Here is an 18,630-nt window from a genome sequence, read left to right as displayed (position 1 = left end):
TTTGCGCGCTCGATTTTCTTTCGCCGGAGTGTTTCATGATCGTTGACCGTCAAGGCAGGCGTTTTCGCAATCTGCGCATCAGCCTGACCTCTGCCTGCAATTACGCCTGTACCTACTGCGTGCCCAACGGCAAGCGGTTGGTGGCTGCGCAGGATGAGCTGTCAGCCGAGGCCATGGCGCGCGGCGTCGAATACCTGATCGAAGCGGCCGGCATCGAGCGCCTGCGCATCACCGGCGGCGAGCCGCTGGTCAGCCCCAAACTCGAATCGTTCATGACTGCCGTCGGCCAGATGGGCCTCGACGACATCAGCCTGACCACCAACGGTCAACTCCTCGCGAAAAAATTGCCGCTGCTGGTCGATGCCGGTCTGCGCCGGATCAACGTTTCCCTCGATACCCTTGATGCCGCTGCCTTTCGCAGCATTGCCCGTGGCGGCGATCTGGCCAGCGTGCTCGATGGCATGGATCAGGCTGCCGCCGCCGGGATGAAAATCAAGGTCAACATGGTGCCGTTGCGCGGGCAGAACCTTGATCAGGTCATGCCGCTGCTCGATTACTGCCTGGAACGTGGTTTTGAGCTGCGTTTCATCGAGCTGATGCGCATGGGCCACCTGGCCAAGGACTCGAATGCCTTTCTGCAGCAGTTCGTCAGCCTTGAGCAGTTGCTCGGCCTGATTGGCGAGCGTTATGAATACGCCCAGACCGACGCGCCAGTGGATGCGACCGCTGTGCGCTATACGATTCCCGGTCGCGGCAACTTCGGCGTGATCGCCAACGAAAGCGTGCCGTTCTGCCGCACCTGTTCGCGCTTGCGCCTGTCGTCGACCGGTTGGCTGCATGGCTGCCTGTCGTCGAGCAACCGCCACTATGTCGGCGATCTGCTCGACAAGCCGCGACATCAGGCGTTGCCGGCGCTGCAACGTTTGCTGGTCAAGGCGTTGGGTGACAAGCAGGAAGTGGCGTTCTCCGGTGGTGCGACCGTCATGAAGATCATTGGCGGCTGATTAACCGCCTTCGCGAGCAGGCTCGCTCCCACATTTGGATTGCATTTCAATTGTGGGAGCGAGCCTGCTCGCGAATGCCTCTAACACTGAATTTGTCGAGCTGGCGCAAAAGCTGCATCCAACGGCCATTCGCCGGTTTTCCGACACCGGCTTCTGGAGGAATAGGATGCGTAGCCTGGTTTTGCTGCTGGCCGTTTTGGCGCTTGGCGGCTGCATGAATGTCAGCGATATGGCCGAAGGCACTCGCTATCACATGAGCGATGCGGGGCTTCTGGACCACAGCGACAGCCGCCGGGTGAACAATATCCGCATTCAGCCGGACTCGTTCATCTTCATCGCCCAGGGCGCGTTCGCACCGCCGGGTGGTTCCTATCCGCGGCCGAACGTGGTCGCCGAAGAAGCCTTCAAGGGCTTTGTCGAATACTTCCCGATGGTCCGCCGCGCCCGAGCCCCGGAAGGCCTCGATCAGGCCATGGGCGAAGCTCGCGATGCCGGCGCGCATTACCTGCTCTACACACGTTTTGCCAAGGCTGACGACCGCATCGGCAACTCCGACGAGTGGCTGGATCAGGAAGCCGTGGATCGCCTCGGTATCGATGGCGGCGTGATTCAGATCATGTTGATCGAGACCAGCACCCAGTATTTGATTGATACTGCGCGGATCAAGAGTCGTGGCGGTTTACTGACGTTCCATGACTCCAAACCCGAAGACCTCATCGGTCCGCCACTGGCGCAATACGCACGCAGCCTGCTGGGGATCGGCGACCAGTAATCAAGGAGTACGCCATGAGTGACCCGCAAACAGCCAATGACCTGCTGGGACAGATTCCCAAGACCAAAGGCCTGCCACCGGTGCATTTGTGGAACCCGGATTTCTGCGGCGAAATCGACATGCGCATCGCCCGCGACGGCACCTGGTACTACCTGGGCACGCCGATCGGGCGCAAGCCGATGGTCAAATTGTTCTCTACCATCATCCGCCGCGATGGCGATGATTATTTCCTGATCACCCCGGTCGAGAAGGTCGGCATCAAGGTCGATGACGCGCCGTTCGTGGCGGTTGCCGTGGAAGTGCAGGGCGAGGGTGAGGCGCAGCTTTTGCGCTTCACTACCAATGTCGAGGAAACCACCGAGGCGGGGGCTGACCATCCGATTCGCGTCGAGATTGATCCTGAAACCCAGGAGCCTGCGCCTTATGTGCATGTGCGCAGCAATCTGGAAGCGCTGATTCACCGCAATGTGTTCTATCAGTTGGTGGAATTGGCGGTGAGTCGCGAGATCGATGGTCAGCGCTGGCTTGGCGTGTGGAGCGGCGGCGAGTTCTTTCGTATCGGTCTCGAACCCTGACACAAAAACAAAATGTGGGAGCGAGCCTGCTCGCGAACGCGGTGTATCAGTCGCAATCAATGTGAACTGACACGACGCTTTCGCGAGCAGGCTCGCTCCCACAATGGTTTGTGCCGGTCGCAAAAAATCCGATTGACTGTTATTCGTATGATGATTAGCGTAGGCACCCATTGCGATTCGCCTTGAGGTGTTCATGTCCAGCAGCTTTCATGCGTCGACCGTTGACTGGCTGGGCAGTTGGATTGCCGCTGGCCAGGTCAAGCCGGGGCAGACCATCAAGGTCGAGGCGGATCTGGGCGAGCAGCTCGGTGTCAGCCGTACGGTGATTCGCGAAGCGATCAAAACCCTCGTCGCCAAAGGCATGCTTGAAGTCGGGCCGAAAGTCGGCACGCGTGTTTTGCCGGTGCGGCGCTGGAACCTGTTCGATCCGCAAGTGGTGGGTTGGTTGTCGCGCAACGGCCTGCCGGAAAACTTCGTCGATGACCTGCTGGACTTGCGCCGCACCATCGAGCCAATGGCGGTGCGCTGGGCTTGTGAGCGGGCGACGCCGGAGCAGATCGAAGCGGTGCAACTGGCTTTCAATGCACTGGAACGTGCGGTCGACAGCGGCATCGATTACAACCGCGCCGACCAGGCCTTTCATGAATGCATCCTGGCCGCCAGCCATAACCAGTTCATCGAGCAAATGGTCCCGGCCCTCGGCGCGTTGCTGGCGGTGTCGTTCGAAGTCTCAGCCGCCGACCCTGATGAACTGCGCCGCACCTTGCCGATCCACAAAGACATGGCCGACGCCATCGCCGCACGGGATTCGACCCGTGGCGTATGGGCGTGCATGACCTTGATCGACAATGCCGATCTGGCGATAAAACGCTTTTACCCGAAAGTCATGGCCGACCGGAAAGCCAGCTAAGATCGAAAATCCCCTGTGGGAGCGAGCCTGCTCGCGAATGCGTCAGGTCAGATACATCATCAATGACTGACACGCCGCTTCGCGAGCAGGCTCACTCCTGCATTGCGAAACAACAAGAAAATGAAGGATTCCAGATGACCTGCACCGCCCTGACCCAACACCGCGCCCAACTCGGCGAAGGCCCGTTCTGGGATGCGCCGACCCAGGCGTTGTACTGGGTCGATATCGCCGGCAAGCAAGCGTTGCGCCTGATCGGCCAGAACGTGCAGATCTGGCAAATGCCCGAGCACATCTCCGCGTTCATTCCCTGCGCCAGCGGCGATGCACTGGTGACGTTGAGCAGTGGCGTCTATCGACTGGATCTCGATTCTCCCGGGCTCGAGCCACGGTTGACGCTGTTCTGCGTCGCCGACCCGCAACCCGGCAACCGACCCAACGAAGCCCGTTGCGATGCCTTGGGCCGCTTGTGGCTCGGCACTATGCAGAACAACATCGGCGAGCACGGCGAGGATTTGCCGATCGTGCGTCGCTCCGGTGGCCTTTTCCGTATCGATCCCGATCAACGCGTCACGCCACTGCTGCTCGGTCTGGGCATTCCCAACACCCTGCTGTGGAGCGACGACGGCACCACGCTGCTGTTCGGCGAAAGTCTCGACAGCACACTCAATCGATATTTCATCCGCACCGACGGCAGTCTCGATGCGCCACAGGTCTTCTATTCATCCGATCAGCACGGCGGCCCCGACGGCTCGGCCATGGATGCCGAAGGCTATGTGTGGAACGCGCGCTGGGACGGCAGTTGCCTGTTGCGCCTGACGCCGGACGGGCAAGTGGATCGCAGAATCGATCTGCCGGTCAGTCGCCCGACCAGTTGCGTATTCGGTGGTGAAGACCTGAAAACCTTGTACATCACCAGTGCAAAAAGTCCGCTCAACCATCCGCTCGATGGTGCGGTGCTGAGCATGCGCGTTGATGTTGCAGGAAAACTCTGTACGCGTTTTGCCGGTTAAATCCCAAAATATGGGATGCAAAATTATATATTGAGATTATTTGCGGGTCGGGTTTATAGTCGGCTTCAGCAGTAACACGCACTCACACTTAAAAAGAACAAAACAGGTGAAGTGATGCAGCGAATTCTTGCCGCCCGCGCAAGCGGGATCCGCCTTTCGCCACGGCTCGATGCCGTTGGCGACGCTTGCCTGTTTCTTTTCCCAAACCGTGAAAACCGGACATCGACCGATGCCCGGTTTTTTTGCGTCTGCGCGCAGGAGGCCTGAGTCATGCCTCAAGCGCTGACATTGCCTGCCGTGCCGCCGCCGCCGAAAGGCGAACGCCTGAAAAACAAGGTCGTGCTGCTGACCGGTGCCGCTCAGGGTATAGGCGAAGCCATCGTCGCCGCCTTCGCCTCGCAGCAGGCCAGACTGCTGATCAGCGATATCCAGGCTGACAAGGTCGAACAGGTCGCCGCGCACTGGCGCGGTCAGGGCCATGACGTGCAAGCGCTCAAGGTCGACGTATCGAATCAGCAGGATCTGCACGCCCTGGCCCGACGCGCCGTGGAATTGCATGGCCGCATCGATGTGCTGGTCAATTGCGCCGGGGTCAATGTGTTCCGCGATCCGCTGCAGATGACCGAAGAAGACTGGCGCCGCTGCTTCGCCATTGATCTGGACGGCGCCTGGTATGGCTGCAAAGCCGTGCTGCCGCAGATGATCGAGCAGGGCGTCGGCAGCATCATCAACATCGCCTCGACCCATTCCAGCCACATCATTCCCGGCTGCTTTCCGTACCCGGTGGCCAAGCACGGCTTGCTCGGCCTGACCCGCGCGCTCGGCATCGAATACGCGGCCAAAGGCATTCGCGTCAACGCGATCGCGCCGGGCTACATCGAAACGCAGCTGAACGTCGACTACTGGAACGGCTTTGCCGATCCGCACGCCGAGAGGCAGCGCGCCTTCGACCTGCATCCGCCCAAGCGCATCGGCCAGCCGATCGAAGTGGCCATGACGGCAGTGTTTCTGGCCAGCGATGAAGCACCGTTTATCAACGCCTCGTGCATCACCATCGATGGTGGTCGTTCGGTGATGTACCACGACTGAATAAAACGAATTTCCAGCGCTGAACTACGCTTGAAATCCAATCATCATACGATATGACTATTTTTAACCAGCTTTGCAGCAGTACGTGTCACGCCACCACACCTGTGGCGAGGGAGCTCGCTCTCGCTCGGCTGCGCAGCAGTCGTAAATTCGGGCTATGCGGTGTGTCTGATTGACCGAGGTAACCGGTTTAAGGCCGCTTCGCAGCCCAGCGGGAGCAAGCTCCCTCGCCACAAGCTGTTTAATTTGCTCAAAAAAATAACAAGGAGTCATCAAATGAAACGTCGTTTCGGGATTCGCACCCTGTGCAGCACTGCCCTGGCGGTCACTGCGTTCAGCCTGAGCAGTGCGCTGCTCGCCGCCGACGCGGTGAAGATCGGTTTCCTGGTCAAGCAGGCCGAAGAACCCTGGTTCCAGACCGAATGGGCTTTCGCCGAAAAAGCCGCCAAGGACAAGGGCTTCGAACTGATCAAGATCGCTGTGCCTGATGGCGAAAAAACCCTTTCGGCCATCGACAGCCTGGCTGCCAACGGCGCCAAGGGCTTCGTGATCTGCCCGCCGGACGTGTCCCTCGGCCCGGCCATTATGGCCAAGGCCAAGCTCAACGACCTGAAAGTGATTGCCGTCGACGACCGTTTTGTCGATGCCAACGGCAAATTCATGGAAGACGTGCCGTACCTGGGCATGGCCGCGTTCGAAGTCGGCCAGAAGCAGGGCGCCGCCATGGCTGCCGAAGCGAAAAAGCGTAACTGGGACTGGAAAGACACCTACGCGGTGGTCAACACCTACAACGAACTCGACACCGGCAAGAAACGCACCGACGGCTCGGTCGATGCCCTGAAGAAGGCCGGCATGCCGGAGGACCATATCCTCTTCGCCGCACTGAAAACCCTCGACGTCCCGGGCAGCATGGACGCCACCAACTCGGCGCTGGTGAAACTGCCGAGTGCAGCGAAAAACCTGATTATCGGCGGCATGAACGACAACACCGTGCTCGGCGGCGTGCGCGCTACCGAAGCGGCCGGGTTCGCCGCGAGCAACGTGATCGGCATCGGCATCAATGGCACCGACGCCATTGGCGAGTTGAAAAAGCCTAACAGCGGCTTCTTCGGTTCGATGCTGCCTAGTCCGCACATCGAAGGCTACAAGACCGCCGAGATGATGTACGAGTGGATCACCGCCGGGAAAGAACCGCCGAAGTACACCGCCATGGATGACGTCACCCTGATCACCCGCGAAAACTTCAAGCAAGAGCTGGAAAAAATCGGCTTGTGGAACTGAGGCAGCGACGGCCCGGGCAGCCGGGCTGTTTTTCGGTGTGAAGAGGTGGCTTTATGCACGCGCAAGTACAGACACAAGAACAACACCATGGCGCCAGCGGCAGCCTGCGCTTCAACGGGATCGGCAAGACCTTTCCCGGCGTGAAAGCGCTCGATGGCATCAGCTTCGTCGCCCACCCGGGCCAGGTTCATGCCTTGATGGGCGAGAACGGTGCGGGCAAGTCGACGCTGCTGAAGATCCTCGGTGGCGCCTATATTCCGAGCAGCGGCGAACTGCAGATTGGCGAGCAGGCGATGGCGTTCAAGTCGACTGCCGACAGCATTGGCAGCGGCGTCGCGGTGATTCACCAGGAACTGCATCTGGTTCCGGAAATGACCGTGGCCGAGAACCTGTTTCTCGGCCATCTGCCGGCCAGTTTCGGTTTGATCAATCGCAGTGAGCTGCGCCAGAAAGCCTTGAATTGCTTGAAAGGCCTGGCCGACGAAATCGATCCGCAGACCAAAGTCGGGCGCTTGTCGCTGGGCCAGCGGCAATTGGTGGAAATCGCCAAGGCGCTGTCGCGCGGCGCCCACGTCATTGCTTTCGACGAACCGACCAGCAGCCTCTCGGCACGCGAGATCGATCGCTTGATGGCGATCATCGGGCGCCTGCGCGACGAGGGCAAAGTCGTGCTCTACGTGTCCCATCGCATGGAAGAAGTGTTCCGCATCTGCGACGCCGTGACGGTGTTCAAGGACGGCCGCTACGTGCGCACGTTTGAAGACATGAGCCAGCTGACCCACGATCAACTGGTGACCTGCATGGTCGGTCGCGACATTCAGGACATCTACGATTACCGTCATCGCCCGCGTGGTGCCGTGGCGCTGAAGGTCGATGGTTTGCTCGGCCCGGGCCTGCGCGAGCCGATCAGTTTCGAAGCGCACAAGGGCGAAATCCTTGGCCTGTTCGGGCTGGTCGGGGCAGGGCGCACCGAGCTGTTTCGCCTGCTCAGCGGCCTGGAGCGCAACACTGCCGGGCGCCTCGAATTACGCGGCCATGAGCTGAAACTGCGCTCGCCCCGTGACGCGATTGCCGCTGGTATTCTCCTTTGCCCGGAAGACCGCAAGAAGGAAGGCATCATCCCGCTGGCCAGCGTCGCCGAGAACATCAACATCAGCGCACGCGGTGCGCACTCCGGGCTTGGCTGCCTGATTCGCGGCCTGTGGGAAAAGGGCAACGCCGACAAGCAGATCAAAGCCCTGAAAGTGAAAACCCCGCACGCTGGCCAGCAGATCAAGTTCCTTTCCGGCGGCAACCAGCAGAAGGCCATTCTCGGCCGCTGGCTGTCGATGCCGATGAAAGTCCTGCTGCTCGACGAACCGACCCGTGGCATCGACATCGGCGCCAAGGCCGAGATCTACCAGATCATCCATAACCTCGCCGCCGACGGCATTTCGGTGATCGTGGTGTCCAGCGATCTGATGGAAGTGATGGGTATTTCCGACCGCATCCTGGTGCTGTGCGAAGGCGCCCTGCGCGGCGAAGTCAGCCGCGACCAGGCCAATGAATCCAACCTGCTGCAACTGGCTTTGCCACGCCACCGCGCTGACGGCGTGGCGAACTGAGAGGTGACTATGATGACTACCCAAAACGAAACCCTGCCGACCGAGCGCAAACCCCTGGACATGCGGCGCTTCCTCGATGACTGGGTCATGCTGCTGGCGGCGATCGGCATCTTCGTCGCCTGCACGCTGCTGATTGACAACTTCCTCTCGCCGCTGAACATGCGAGGTCTGGGCCTGGCGATTTCCACCACCGGCATCGCCGCGTGCACCATGCTTTACTGCCTGGCGTCCGGGCACTTCGACCTCTCGGTCGGCTCGGTCATCGCTTGTGCCGGCGTGGTTGCGGCGGTGGTGATGCGTGACACCAACAGCGTGTTCCTCGGCGTCAGCGCGGCACTGGTGATGGGCCTGATCGTCGGGCTGATCAACGGCATCGTGATTGCCAAGTTGCGCGTCAACGCGTTGATCACGACCCTGGCGACCATGCAGATCGTTCGCGGTCTGGCCTATATCTTCGCCAACGGCAAAGCGGTCGGCGTTTCGCAGGAATCCTTCTTCGTCTTCGGCAATGGCCAGCTGTTCGGCGTGCCGGTGCCGATCCTGATTACCATTGTCTGCTTCCTGTTCTTCGGCTGGCTGCTGAACTACACCACCTACGGGCGCAACACCATGGCCATCGGTGGCAACCAGGAAGCGGCGCTGCTGGCGGGCGTCAACGTCGACCGCACCAAGATCATCATCTTCGCCGTGCACGGTGTGATCGGCGCGCTGGCGGGGGTGATTCTGGCGTCGCGGATGACCTCCGGGCAGCCGATGATTGGTCAGGGTTTTGAACTGACGGTAATTTCTGCCTGCGTATTGGGCGGGGTTTCGCTGAGCGGCGGCATCGGCATGATCCGCCATGTGATTGCCGGGGTGTTGATTCTGGCGATCATCGAGAACGCGATGAACCTGAAGAACATCGATACGTTTTATCAGTATGTGATTCGTGGTTCGATCCTGTTGCTGGCCGTGGTCATTGACCGCCTGAAGCAACGCTAAGGTCAAAGCTACCCTCACCCCAGCCCTCTCCCGGAGGGAGAGGGGGCCGACCGAGGTGTCTTGCGGTCTACATCGACCTGGAAGGTTGGGTCGATTGTGGATTCGCTAAAGCAATATCAGGTCGGCGTATCTCCTGAGCATCCCTCACCCTCTCCCTTTCCTCCGTGAGAGGGAGAGGGGGCCGACCGAGGTGTCTTGCGGTCTACATCGACCTGGAAGGTTGGGTCGATTGTGGATTCGCTAAAGCAATATCAGGTCGGCGTATCTCCTGAGCATCCCTTTCCCTTTCCCTCCGGGAGAGGGAGAGGGGGCCGACCGAGGTGTCTTGCGTAATCCGTCTACCTGAAAGCTCTCGTCGATTATGGATTCGGCGAAGCACTTTCAGGTCGGCATACCTCTTGAGCATCCCCCATTCAGTCCCCTCTCCCTCCGGGAGAGGGCTAGGGTGAGGGTGCTTTTGACTTTCAACCTTCTGTCTCTTCCCCGAGATTTTCCTTGCTCGCCCGCACCCGTTTCGGTTATCAATTTGTACATGATTAGACAGGTACGATTCGACAAGAAACAAAGGGTGGTCGACGAGCTCGTCCGGCGCATCGAAAGCGGCCTCCTGGAGGACGGTTTCCTGTTGCCCGGCGAACATCAGTTGGCTCAGGAATTCCAGGTCAGCCGTGGCACCTTGCGTGAGGCGCTGGCCGAACTGAAGCGGCGCAAGTACATTGCCACGCAGAGCGGGGTCGGCTCCATCGTCACCTTTGACGGGGTTGCGCTGGATCAGCGCAGCGGCTGGGCGCAGGCGCTGGCCGACAGCGGGGCGCTGATCAATACCGAGGTTTTGCGCCTCGAAGCCGTGACCCGGCCAGATCTGCTGGTGCGCTTCGGCACTGATCAATTCATTACCCTCGATCGTCGCCGGCGCGCCACCGACGGTACGCTGGTGTCTCTGGAACGTGCATTGATGCCGGCCAACGGCGGCCTGGAAAGCCTGCCTCGCGTCGGTCTGATCGATAATTCCCTGACCATCACCCTGGCCGCCTACGGTTACATCGGCGAGCGCGGCGATCAGTGGATCGGCGCCGAGCCGCTGAATACCGAAGACGCCGAGCTGCTCGGTCGCCCGGTCGGCACGGTGTTCCTCAAGGCGCTGCGCACGACTTACGACCGACAGAACCGTTTCATGGAGCAGGTCGAAAGCCTGCTCGATCCGGTGCACTTTCGTCTGCACCTGCAATTCGGAGAATCGAAATGACCGCGCTCAACCGTGCGCTTGGCGCTTTCTACGGTCTGGCCCTGGGCGATGCGCTGGGCATGCCGACCCAATCGCTAAATCGCGAAACCATCAAGGCGCGCTTCGGCCAGATCACCGATCTGCAGGACGCAGGTCCCTTGCAGCCGATCGCCGCGAACATGCCCAAGGGCTCGATCACCGACGACACCGAACAGGCCATTCTGGTGGGCGAGTTGCTGGTCGAAGGTCAGGGCCGCATCGAGCCGGCAGTTCTCGCCCAGCGCCTGATCGAATGGGAAGCCGAGATGCAGGCCAAAGGCTCGCAGGATTTGCTCGGGCCCTCGACCAAGCGCGCCATTGAAATGATCCTCGCCGGGCATTCCCCGGAAGAAGCCGGGCGCTACGGCACCACCAACGGCGCGGCGATGCGCATCACCCCGGTGGGGATCGCTGCGAACGTGGCCGATCCCGAGCGTTTTATCGCAGCAGTGGTGCAGGCGTGCCAGGTGACTCATAACACCACATTAGGGATTTCCAGCGCAGCAGCGGTGGCGGCGGTCGTCTCGGCCGGGATCAACAGCGTCGATCTCGGCGAAGCGCTGAACCTCGGCCAGCAAATTGCCCAGCAAGCCGAAGTCCACGGGCACTGGGTTGCCGGTGGGCGCATCGCCTCGCGGATCAGCTGGGCGCGCAGCATCAGTGTCGACAGCGACAAAGCGTTGCTCGCCGATCTGCTCTATGACGTGATCGGTACTTCGGTGGCGTCGCAGGAGTCGGTGGTAGTTTCATTCGCCCTGGCGCAGCAGGTAGCCATTGGTGAGATGAGCGCTTTTGAAGCGCTGTGCATGGCTGCCAGTCTGGGTGGCGACACCGATACCATTGCGGCGATTCTCGGCGCCATGCTCGGGGCCTGCCTGGGGCTTGAGTGCTGGCCGCAGCAGATGATCGAGACGGTGAAAGCGGTTAATCAACTCGAGCTCGAGCCATTGGTGCAGGGGCTTTTGGCCTTGCGTTGACTGGCTGGCCTCTTCGCGAGCAGGCTCGCTCCCACAATTGGAATGCATTTCCTTGGGGGAGCGAGCCTGCTCGCGAAAGGGGCGGCGCATTTCTAAAGAATTCACACAGCAATGGATCGCACAGACAGGCCTCGGAAGGCCGATTGTCTTGTCGTTTTGCATCATTGCCACAACCACAAAAAAGGCAAACAGGAGCATCTTCATGAGTTCATCAACCGCCGGGCAAAGCGTCGGGCAACTGGAAACCCGGGGCATCGAGCCGGTGCCGGAAGCCGAGTGCAATGGTCATCCGCTGCAACTGTTCTGGGTCTGGTTCGCCGCTAACATTTCCATTCTCGGCCTGCCGCTGGGCGCCACGCTGGTTGCGTTTCGCGGGCTGGCGATCTGGCAGGCGATCATCGTCGCGATCCTCGGTGCCGCCGGTTCGTTTGCCGTGGTCGGCATCATCTCGATTGCCGGGCGTCGCGGCCGCGCACCGAGCCTGACGCTGTCGCGGGCGATCTTCGGCGTACGCGGCAACATCGGCCCGACGCTGGTTTCGCTAATGTCGCGTCTGGGTTGGGAAACCGTCAACACCACCACCGCAGCGTTCGTGTTGCTGTCGCTGTGTTCGATCCTGTTCGGCTCGCCGGTCGAGGCGAAAAGTGCGCCGATACTGACGCTGATCTTTATCGCCATCTTCGTCCTGCTGACGTTGGCGGTGTCCGGCCTCGGCCACGCGACCTTGCTGGTCATTCAGAAGTGGGCGACCTACGTGTTCGGTGCGTTGAACATTCTCGTCGGTGGTTTTCTCTGCGCAACCATCGACTGGAGTGCGGTGTTCAACGCCACGCCGGCGCCGCTGAGCGCGATGATCATCGGTATCGGCACCATGGCTGCCGGCACCGGCATCGGCTGGGCCAACGCCGGTGCCGACATGTCGCGCTATCAGCACCGCAGCGTCAAGGCGGTGCGGCTGGTGGCGTCGGCGGCGTTCGGCGCGGGCATTCCGCTGGTGCTGCTGATCACCCTCGGCGGCTTGCTCTCGGTGGGCAACAATGACCTGGCGTCGGCGACTGACCCGATCGTGGCGATCCGCGACATGCTGCCAACCTGGATGGCCGTGCCGTACCTGATCACCGCGTTCGGCGGCCTGCTGCTGTCGAACAACCTGTCGGTGTACTCCGCCGGACTGACCACGCTGACCCTCGGCCTCAAGGTCAAACGCGTGTACGCGGTGGTGGTCGACATCGTCGCGATCTTCGCCGGCTCGATCTACTTCATGCTGATCGCCGACAGTTTCTACGGCCCGTTCATCACCTTCATTTCCCTGTTGGCAGTGCCGATCACTGCGTGGGTGGGGATCTTCGTCGTTGATCTGATTCACCGTCACTACTACAGCCCCAAAGACCTGCTCGACGTCAGCCCGAGCAGCGCCTACTGGTATCGCGGCGGCATCGAATGGCGCGCGTTCGGCGCCTGGGCGATTGCAATTGTGCTCGGTTTCAGCTTCACCACCATCGGCACCACGGCGGAAAACGTCTGGTTCAAGGGCTTTCTGTCCGACTCCTGGCTGGGCCACAACGGCCTCGGCTGGATCGTGACCTTCGTCGTCGCCGGTGGCCTTTATCTGATACTCGGCGGCGCGAAGGATCGTCGCGCCGCGCAATCCGAGAATGCTCATGCCTAAGATGTTGCACACCGGCCAGGTGATCATCGACCTGGTCATGGCCGTGGAAAAACTGCCGCAGATTGGCGGCGACGTGCTGGCGCAGTCGGCAGGGTTCGAAGCCGGCGGCGGTTTCAACGTGATGGCGGCGGCGGTGCGTAACGGCTTGCCGGTGGTCTATCTCGGTCGCCATGGCACGGGACGTTTCGGTGATCTGGCGCGCCAAGCGATGCAGGCGGAAGGTATCTGCATCGGCATCCGCGAACCGGCCGAGCGCGACACGGGTTTGTGTGTGGCGCTGACCGATGCCTCGGCGGAACGCAGTTTCATTTCCTACATCGGTGCCGAAGGCGAGGTGACCGAGGAGGACCTGAACAGCGTGGCAGCCGAGCCCGGCGATTACGTTTATCTCAGTGGTTACAGCCTGCTGCATGAGGGCAAGGCGCAGGCGTTGCTCGACTGGACACTGGCGTTGCCGGCATCGATTAATGTGGTGTTCGATCCGGGACCGCTGGTGGAATCGCCTGATGCGCCGATGATGCAGACGTTGCTGCCACGCATTGATGTGTGGACCAGCAATAGCGTCGAAGCGCTGCGGTTTACCGGGGCTGATGAGATTGGCGCGGCGATGGATCGTCTTGCCAGGCTTCTGCCCGAGAGCGTGTTGATGGTGGTGCGCGACGGGCCGCAGGGTTGCTGGATTCAGCAGCGCAGCGAACGTCGGCAGGTGCCGGGATTCGCTGTGAAAGCAGTGGACAGCAATGGCGCTGGCGACGCGCATGCCGGGGTGTTTGTGGCTGGGTTGGCGCAGGGGCTGGATGCTCTGGAAGCGGCGCGGCGAGCCAATGCGGCGGCAGCGCTGGCGGTGACTCGATGGGGGCCTGCGACTTCGCCGGGGACGACTGAGGTGGATGCTTTTATCCGCGAGTCCTGCGGCGACTGATAAATGGCTATCGCGAGCAGGCTCACTCCTACATCGGATCTGTGTCGTACACAAATCTCCTGTAGGAGCTGCCGAAGGCTGCGATCTTTTGGGACGCAGAGCGTCCCCGGCTGCATTCCCACGCAGAGCGTGGGAACGATCAAGATCGCAGCCTTCGGCAGCTCCTACGGTGGGCGTCGTTCTAGCCCGCCTTGCGCAACGCCTCGATCAATTCCTGCTTGCGCATGGACGAGCGCCCCGGAATGTTCTTCGCCCGGGCCTCTTTCATCAGGCTATCGACCGTCTGCGTATCCTTCGAAGTTTCGCTGTTGCGCGAATGGCCCTTGCGACTGGCCACCGCGCGGCGCGATGACTCTTTGCGCTCTTGCGACTTGGCGCTCGCCGGTTTTTTGCGCCCCGAGCCAGCGGACTTCTCGCCGCCGCCGGATTGCTTATTCACCGTCGCCCAGGCGCGAGCTTCGGCTTCATCTTTCGACACGCCCTTTTTCTCGTAGCTGTCTTCGATGTGCTCGGCCTTGCGCTTTTGTTCGCTGGTGTATTTGTCTTTGCTTCCACGAGGCATGGGATTTCTCCTCAAGTTGCGGATCCGGCCGCTCGCCGTTTCGACGGCGAGCGGCTTGGCACTACTGCAGATCCAGTTTGCGCGCCGCTTCGACGCCGGCTGAACTGAGCTTGATCGGCAGGTTCAGCGAGTGTTCGCCCGCTTCGCTGCAGGTCACATGACCATGGTGAATCAGCCCGCGATCCTGCAGGGAGGCGAGGGCGCTGGCCACGACTTTCTCGCCCCGGTAATTATCCAGCACCTCCTTGCCCAGGCCATTGGGATGGGCGTGGAGCAGGCGGGTGAGAACTTCTTTTTCCAGGTCTTTGTCGACGTTCATGGTTACCTCTTCATGGGAGTGAATAGGGCGCTCGCGTCGGCGAACTACTGACCGGCACCTTCGGAACCGGAGCCACCGGTGGTGGTTTTCGAGCCGACACCCGGGCCGGCATTGTCAGGGGGAGTGGCGGGAGAATCAGGCGTGTTCATGCCGCCCTGACGCCCTGGATCGCTGCCCTGGGTGCGCGGGTCGGTGCCGGTGGCTGGCGGCTGATTGATCAGCGGCACACCGGAGCCATCGGTGTTCATACCGGGGGCACTGTTGATGGCGGGCGCGCGTGGCGGGGTCGGATCGGTTGGGCCAGTGCCCGCTGCCGTGGACGACGCGGCGAACACCGCAGGGCAGAGCAGGGCGCTGAAGACGAAAGCGGTCAACCTTGACGGGATCATAGGGCTTCTCCAGTGATTGGAATCCTTACCCTTGGTTGGTCAGCCCTGAAGACGGATTGGTGCCTGATGATCGACGAACGGTCTTCATTGATGTGGCGTGTTTGCTGTTTGGACGATGCCGATTTCTTCCTTGAACTGCTCCATGAAGCCCTTCAGGCGTTGATGGCGAATCTGCGCCAGCCGCTGGCCGGTCGCGGTCTGAAAACCGTTGGCGAGATGCAGCAGTTTGGTCTGGAAATGATCGAGGCAAAAACGCGTGTCGTCGTACTCGCGCTCAAGCGCTTCGGGATCCTCTGGGTCGTACAGCGCCGAGCCCATGCGTCCGGCAACGTAGAAGGTTCGGGCAACGCCGAGCATGCCCAGCGAGTCGAGGCGGTCGGCGTCCTGGACGATTTTCGCTTCGAGGGTCAACGGGGTGATGTTGGCAGAAAAACTGTGGGTTTCGATGGCGTGGGCGACCTTGCTGATTTTCTCGTCGGGCCAGTTGATATCCTTCAGTGCGGATGACGCTTTGTCCGCTGCCAGTCGTGAGGCCTGCGAGCGCAGCGGGGCGTTTTTCTCGACCGATACGCAATCGTGCAGCAGCACCGCTGCGAGCAATACCTCGAGATCGCCGCCTTCGGTTGCATGCAAGGTGCGTGCGTTGTGCCAGACCCGTTGCAGGTGAGCGAGGTCGTGGGCGCCGTCGTCTGACGGTTCCAGTGCGTGCCGAATCAGCGCTGATGCCAGTGTCTCCATCGGCGCAAAACATTTAACGGTCATAAGCATCCTTTCAGAAAGTGCGATATCAACTGTGGGAGCGAGCCTGCTCGCGAAGACATTATGTCAGTTGACTCGAGGCTGACTGGAAGGACGCTTGCGCGAGCAGGCTCGCTCCCACAGGGGCAGCAGTGTTCAGCAAATTGGGCAGGTCAGTATGTTTTGCCATGTGACGCGCGCCGCTGCGCGCCTTAGTATGGCGCTTTAATTTGCACACAAGGCCCGTCCATGACGATCGAAATCCGCCCGGCGACCCCCAGCGATGCGCCGCAAATCCTCGCCTTCATCACCGAACTGGCAGATTTCGAGAAGGCCCGTCACGAAGTCATCGCCAGCGTCGCCGACATCGAACGCAGCCTGTTCGGCGAAGGCGCCACCGCCCATGGCCTGATCTGCCTGCGCGACGGCTTTCCGATCGGCTTCGCGGTGTTCTTCTTCAGTTACTCAACGTGGCTGGGCAGCAACTGCCTGTATCTTGAAGACCTTTACATCACTCCCGAACAACGCGGCGGCGGCGCCGGCAAAACCCTGCTGCGCCACCTGGCAAAAATCGCCTGCGCCAACGACTGTGGCCGCTTCGAATGGAGCGTGCTGGAATGGAACACCCCGGCCATCGAATTCTACAAATCCCTCGGCGCCCAACCCCAGGAGGAGTGGGTGCGGTATCGCATGGATGGCAAGGTGTTGCGCGAGTTCGCCGAAGGAAACTGAATTTCTAAAGTAAATCGCAGCCGTCGGCAGATTCTGCTCACTCTGTAGGAGCTGCCGAAGGCTGCGATCTTTTTTTGTTTTCATCCCAAAATATGGGATTGATATTTATATATTGAGATTTTAGCTCGCCCGGGTTTATAGTCCGTCGCACTCACTGCCAAAAACAAAACAGGTGAAGCGATGCAGGCGCAATTGATCGCGCTCGATTGGGGGACAACCTCATTACGTGCTTACAAACTCGCGGCGGACGGTGTGGTGCTGGAGCAGCGTGCGCTGTCGTCCGGGATCATGCAGTTGCCCAAGACCCCGCGAATCATCCACGGTCGCGAGTGCGCCGATGGTTTTGAACTGGCCTTCGACGGGGCCTGCGGTGACTGGCTCGACGCGCAGCCGGATTTGCCGGTGATCGCTTGCGGTATGGTCGGCAGTGCCCAGGGTTGGCGCGAAGCGGCTTACTGCGAGACGCCGGCCGACGTCGCCCAACTCGGAAACTCCCTACAGACCGTTATCAGTCTTCGCGGCACGCCAGTGCATATCGTCCCGGGCGTGATCCAGCGTTCGCGTCTGCCCAATGTAATGCGCGGCGAAGAAACCCAGGTCCTTGGCGTACTGCAAAATCTGCCGGCCGAGGCGGGTAACGACCTGCTGATCGGCCTCCCCGGCAGCCACTCGAAATGGGTGGAAGTGGTCGATGGCCGCATCACTCATTTCGACACCTTCATGACTGGCGAAGTCTTCGCCGTACTCAGCGAGCACAGCATCCTCGGCCGTACCCAACAACCGAGCGCGACCTTCGATGCGCAGGCGTTCGATCGCGGCGTGCAAATCGCGTTGTCGGCGGATGCCGAGCTCGGCGTGCTGTCGACCCTGTTCAGCGCCCGCACCCTCGGCCTCACTGGTGAACTGAGCCCGAGCGCTCAAGCGGATTATCTCTCCGGCCTGATGATCGGCCATGAGCTGGCCGCGCTCGCCAATGTGCAGCGGCGCCGTCGCAACCAAGCGAATCTTCCATCGATCGTGCTCATCGGCAATGCGCAACTGTGCTCACGTTATCGCCGTGCCCTCGACGCCTGCGGCTTTGCTCGGGTGACGCTGGCCGAGCAGGCTACCGAGCGTGGCCTGTGGCAACTGGCGCGTGCCGCCGGACTGATCGATTCCTCATCCCGTTAACCCTGACTGGAGGCCTGACATGCTCAAGCAAGCACTGGCACAAAACGGTCTGATCGCGATTCTGCGTGGCCTGCAACCGCAGGAAGCGGCGGCTGTCGGAGAAGTCCTTTACGCCGCCGGATTTCGCGTCATCGAAGTACCGCTCAATTCCCCATCGCCGTACGAAAGTATCCGCATCCTGCGTGATGCGCTGCCCGCCGATTGCCTGATCGGTGCCGGCACGGTGCTCACCCCCGAGCAGGTCGAGCAGGTGAAAGCTGCTGGCGGACAAGTGATCGTCATGCCGCACAGCGATGCCAAGGTGTTGCGCGCGGCGAAAGCGGCGGGGCTGTACCTGTCGCCGGGCGTGGCCACGCCGACCGAAGCCTTCGCCGCATTGGCGGAGGGTGCGGACATTCTCAAGCTGTTTCCGGCCGAGCAAATGAACCCGGCCGTCGTCAAAGCCTGGCTCGCGGTGTTGCCAGCCGGCACGGTGCTCGCGCCGGTCGGCGGCATTACACCGGACAACATGCAGGCCTTTATCGACGCTGGTGTGAAAGGCTTCGGCCTCGGTTCCGGCCTGTTCAAACCGGGCATGACCCCGCAGCAAGTGGAGGTCAATGCCAAGGCCTACGTGGCTGCCTGGAAAGCCCTGCGTTGAGAATTTTTTGGCGCTGTGTGCG

The 18,630-nt window shown here is 60.9% G+C and carries 20 protein-coding genes; 16 read left to right on the top strand and 4 right to left on the bottom strand.

Annotated features, from left to right (window positions below):
- Window positions 1-35 precede the first annotated feature (35 nt).
- The 13 genes from GXB78_RS10845 (at window position 36) to GXB78_RS10785 (ending at window position 14,058) form a co-directional block, all read left to right on the top strand.
- The gene (locus GXB78_RS10845) at window positions 36-1,004 is read left to right on the top strand and encodes a GTP 3',8-cyclase MoaA (protein ID WP_329515382.1); all 969 of its coding nucleotides are present in this window, start codon (window positions 36-38) and stop codon (window positions 1,002-1,004) included.
- Window positions 1,005-1,170: 166 nt separating this feature from the next.
- Window positions 1,171-1,776 carry a DUF4823 domain-containing protein gene (locus GXB78_RS10840; RefSeq protein WP_024013915.1) on the top strand — a complete coding sequence of 202 codons (606 nt, stop codon included), beginning with the start codon at window positions 1,171-1,173 and terminating at the stop codon, window positions 1,774-1,776.
- Between the two features lie 14 nt (window positions 1,777-1,790).
- A complete protein-coding gene (locus tag GXB78_RS10835; protein WP_329515381.1) occupies window positions 1,791-2,351 on the top strand; it encodes a DUF1285 domain-containing protein in 561 nt (186 codons plus the stop codon).
- A 193-nt stretch (window positions 2,352-2,544) separates the two neighbouring features.
- Window positions 2,545-3,261, top strand: a complete 717-nt coding sequence (locus GXB78_RS10830) for a FadR/GntR family transcriptional regulator (protein WP_039760144.1) — start codon at window positions 2,545-2,547, stop codon at window positions 3,259-3,261.
- Between the two features lie 134 nt (window positions 3,262-3,395).
- A complete protein-coding gene (locus GXB78_RS10825; RefSeq protein ID WP_329515380.1) occupies window positions 3,396-4,271 on the top strand; it encodes an SMP-30/gluconolactonase/LRE family protein in 876 nt (291 codons plus the stop codon).
- A gap of 270 nt (window positions 4,272-4,541) precedes the next feature.
- Window positions 4,542-5,360, top strand: a complete 819-nt coding sequence (locus GXB78_RS10820; RefSeq protein WP_329515379.1) for an SDR family oxidoreductase — start codon at window positions 4,542-4,544, stop codon at window positions 5,358-5,360.
- Between the two features lie 276 nt (window positions 5,361-5,636).
- The gene (locus tag GXB78_RS10815; protein WP_329515378.1) at window positions 5,637-6,641 is read left to right on the top strand and encodes a substrate-binding domain-containing protein; all 1,005 of its coding nucleotides are present in this window, start codon (window positions 5,637-5,639) and stop codon (window positions 6,639-6,641) included.
- 53 nt (window positions 6,642-6,694) lie between these two features.
- Entirely contained in the window at window positions 6,695-8,245 is a 1,551-nt protein-coding gene (gene araG, locus GXB78_RS10810; RefSeq protein WP_329515377.1) for an L-arabinose ABC transporter ATP-binding protein AraG, read from the top strand.
- 12 nt (window positions 8,246-8,257) lie between these two features.
- Window positions 8,258-9,226: an L-arabinose ABC transporter permease AraH gene (araH, locus tag GXB78_RS10805; RefSeq protein ID WP_042610738.1), complete on the top strand. Its 969-nt coding sequence runs from the start codon at window positions 8,258-8,260 to the stop codon at window positions 9,224-9,226.
- Between the two features lie 532 nt (window positions 9,227-9,758).
- Window positions 9,759-10,472, top strand: coding sequence for a GntR family transcriptional regulator (locus tag GXB78_RS10800; RefSeq protein WP_329515376.1), 714 nt, complete (start codon window positions 9,759-9,761; stop codon window positions 10,470-10,472).
- Complete coding sequence (locus tag GXB78_RS10795) at window positions 10,469-11,467, top strand: ADP-ribosylglycohydrolase family protein (protein ID WP_329515375.1); 999 nt, start codon at window positions 10,469-10,471, stop codon at window positions 11,465-11,467. Before GXB78_RS10800 ends, GXB78_RS10795 begins: the two co-directional genes overlap by 4 nt.
- Before the next feature lie 202 nt (window positions 11,468-11,669).
- Window positions 11,670-13,136 carry a purine-cytosine permease family protein gene (locus GXB78_RS10790; RefSeq protein WP_329515374.1) on the top strand — a complete coding sequence of 489 codons (1,467 nt, stop codon included), beginning with the start codon at window positions 11,670-11,672 and terminating at the stop codon, window positions 13,134-13,136.
- A complete protein-coding gene (locus tag GXB78_RS10785; RefSeq protein ID WP_329515373.1) occupies window positions 13,129-14,058 on the top strand; it encodes a PfkB family carbohydrate kinase in 930 nt (309 codons plus the stop codon). Before GXB78_RS10790 ends, GXB78_RS10785 begins: the two co-directional genes overlap by 8 nt.
- Window positions 14,059-14,239: 181 nt before the next feature.
- Here the strand turns inward: GXB78_RS10785 and GXB78_RS10780 are convergent, their stop codons facing one another.
- The 4 genes from GXB78_RS10780 to GXB78_RS10765 all read right to left on the bottom strand — a co-directional run bounded on the left by GXB78_RS10780 (window position 14,240) and on the right by GXB78_RS10765 (window position 16,090).
- Window positions 14,240-14,620 (bottom strand): Rho termination factor N-terminal domain-containing protein, encoded by a 381-nt coding sequence (locus GXB78_RS10780; protein ID WP_329515372.1) that lies wholly within the window; start codon window positions 14,618-14,620, stop codon window positions 14,240-14,242.
- A gap of 61 nt (window positions 14,621-14,681) precedes the next feature.
- Window positions 14,682-14,939 carry a hypothetical protein gene (locus tag GXB78_RS10775; RefSeq protein WP_101156278.1) on the bottom strand — a complete coding sequence of 86 codons (258 nt, stop codon included), beginning with the start codon at window positions 14,937-14,939 and terminating at the stop codon, window positions 14,682-14,684.
- A 44-nt stretch (window positions 14,940-14,983) separates the two neighbouring features.
- Window positions 14,984-15,328: a hypothetical protein gene (locus GXB78_RS10770; RefSeq protein WP_329515371.1), complete on the bottom strand. Its 345-nt coding sequence runs from the start codon at window positions 15,326-15,328 to the stop codon at window positions 14,984-14,986.
- A gap of 84 nt (window positions 15,329-15,412) precedes the next feature.
- The gene (locus GXB78_RS10765; protein WP_329515370.1) at window positions 15,413-16,090 is read right to left on the bottom strand and encodes an HD domain-containing protein; all 678 of its coding nucleotides are present in this window, start codon (window positions 16,088-16,090) and stop codon (window positions 15,413-15,415) included.
- A gap of 225 nt (window positions 16,091-16,315) precedes the next feature.
- Between GXB78_RS10765 and GXB78_RS10760 the strand changes: the two genes are divergently transcribed.
- From GXB78_RS10760 to GXB78_RS10750, 3 genes are all read left to right on the top strand, one after another.
- Window positions 16,316-16,798, top strand: a complete 483-nt coding sequence (locus GXB78_RS10760; RefSeq protein ID WP_329515369.1) for a GNAT family N-acetyltransferase — start codon at window positions 16,316-16,318, stop codon at window positions 16,796-16,798.
- 180 nt (window positions 16,799-16,978) lie between these two features.
- Window positions 16,979-17,968, top strand: coding sequence for a 2-dehydro-3-deoxygalactonokinase (locus GXB78_RS10755; RefSeq protein WP_329515368.1), 990 nt, complete (start codon window positions 16,979-16,981; stop codon window positions 17,966-17,968).
- A 19-nt stretch (window positions 17,969-17,987) separates the two neighbouring features.
- Window positions 17,988-18,608 (top strand): 2-dehydro-3-deoxy-6-phosphogalactonate aldolase, encoded by a 621-nt coding sequence (locus GXB78_RS10750; RefSeq protein WP_329515367.1) that lies wholly within the window; start codon window positions 17,988-17,990, stop codon window positions 18,606-18,608.
- Window positions 18,609-18,630 lie beyond the last annotated feature (22 nt).

Origin of the sequence: Pseudomonas moraviensis subsp. stanleyae (genome assembly GCF_036283065.1) — a bacterium.
GTDB classification, from domain to species: domain Bacteria; phylum Pseudomonadota; class Gammaproteobacteria; order Pseudomonadales; family Pseudomonadaceae; genus Aquipseudomonas; species Aquipseudomonas stanleyae.
Note: the sequence above shows the minus strand (reverse complement) of the source record. Positions and strands in the feature narration are given on the sequence as shown.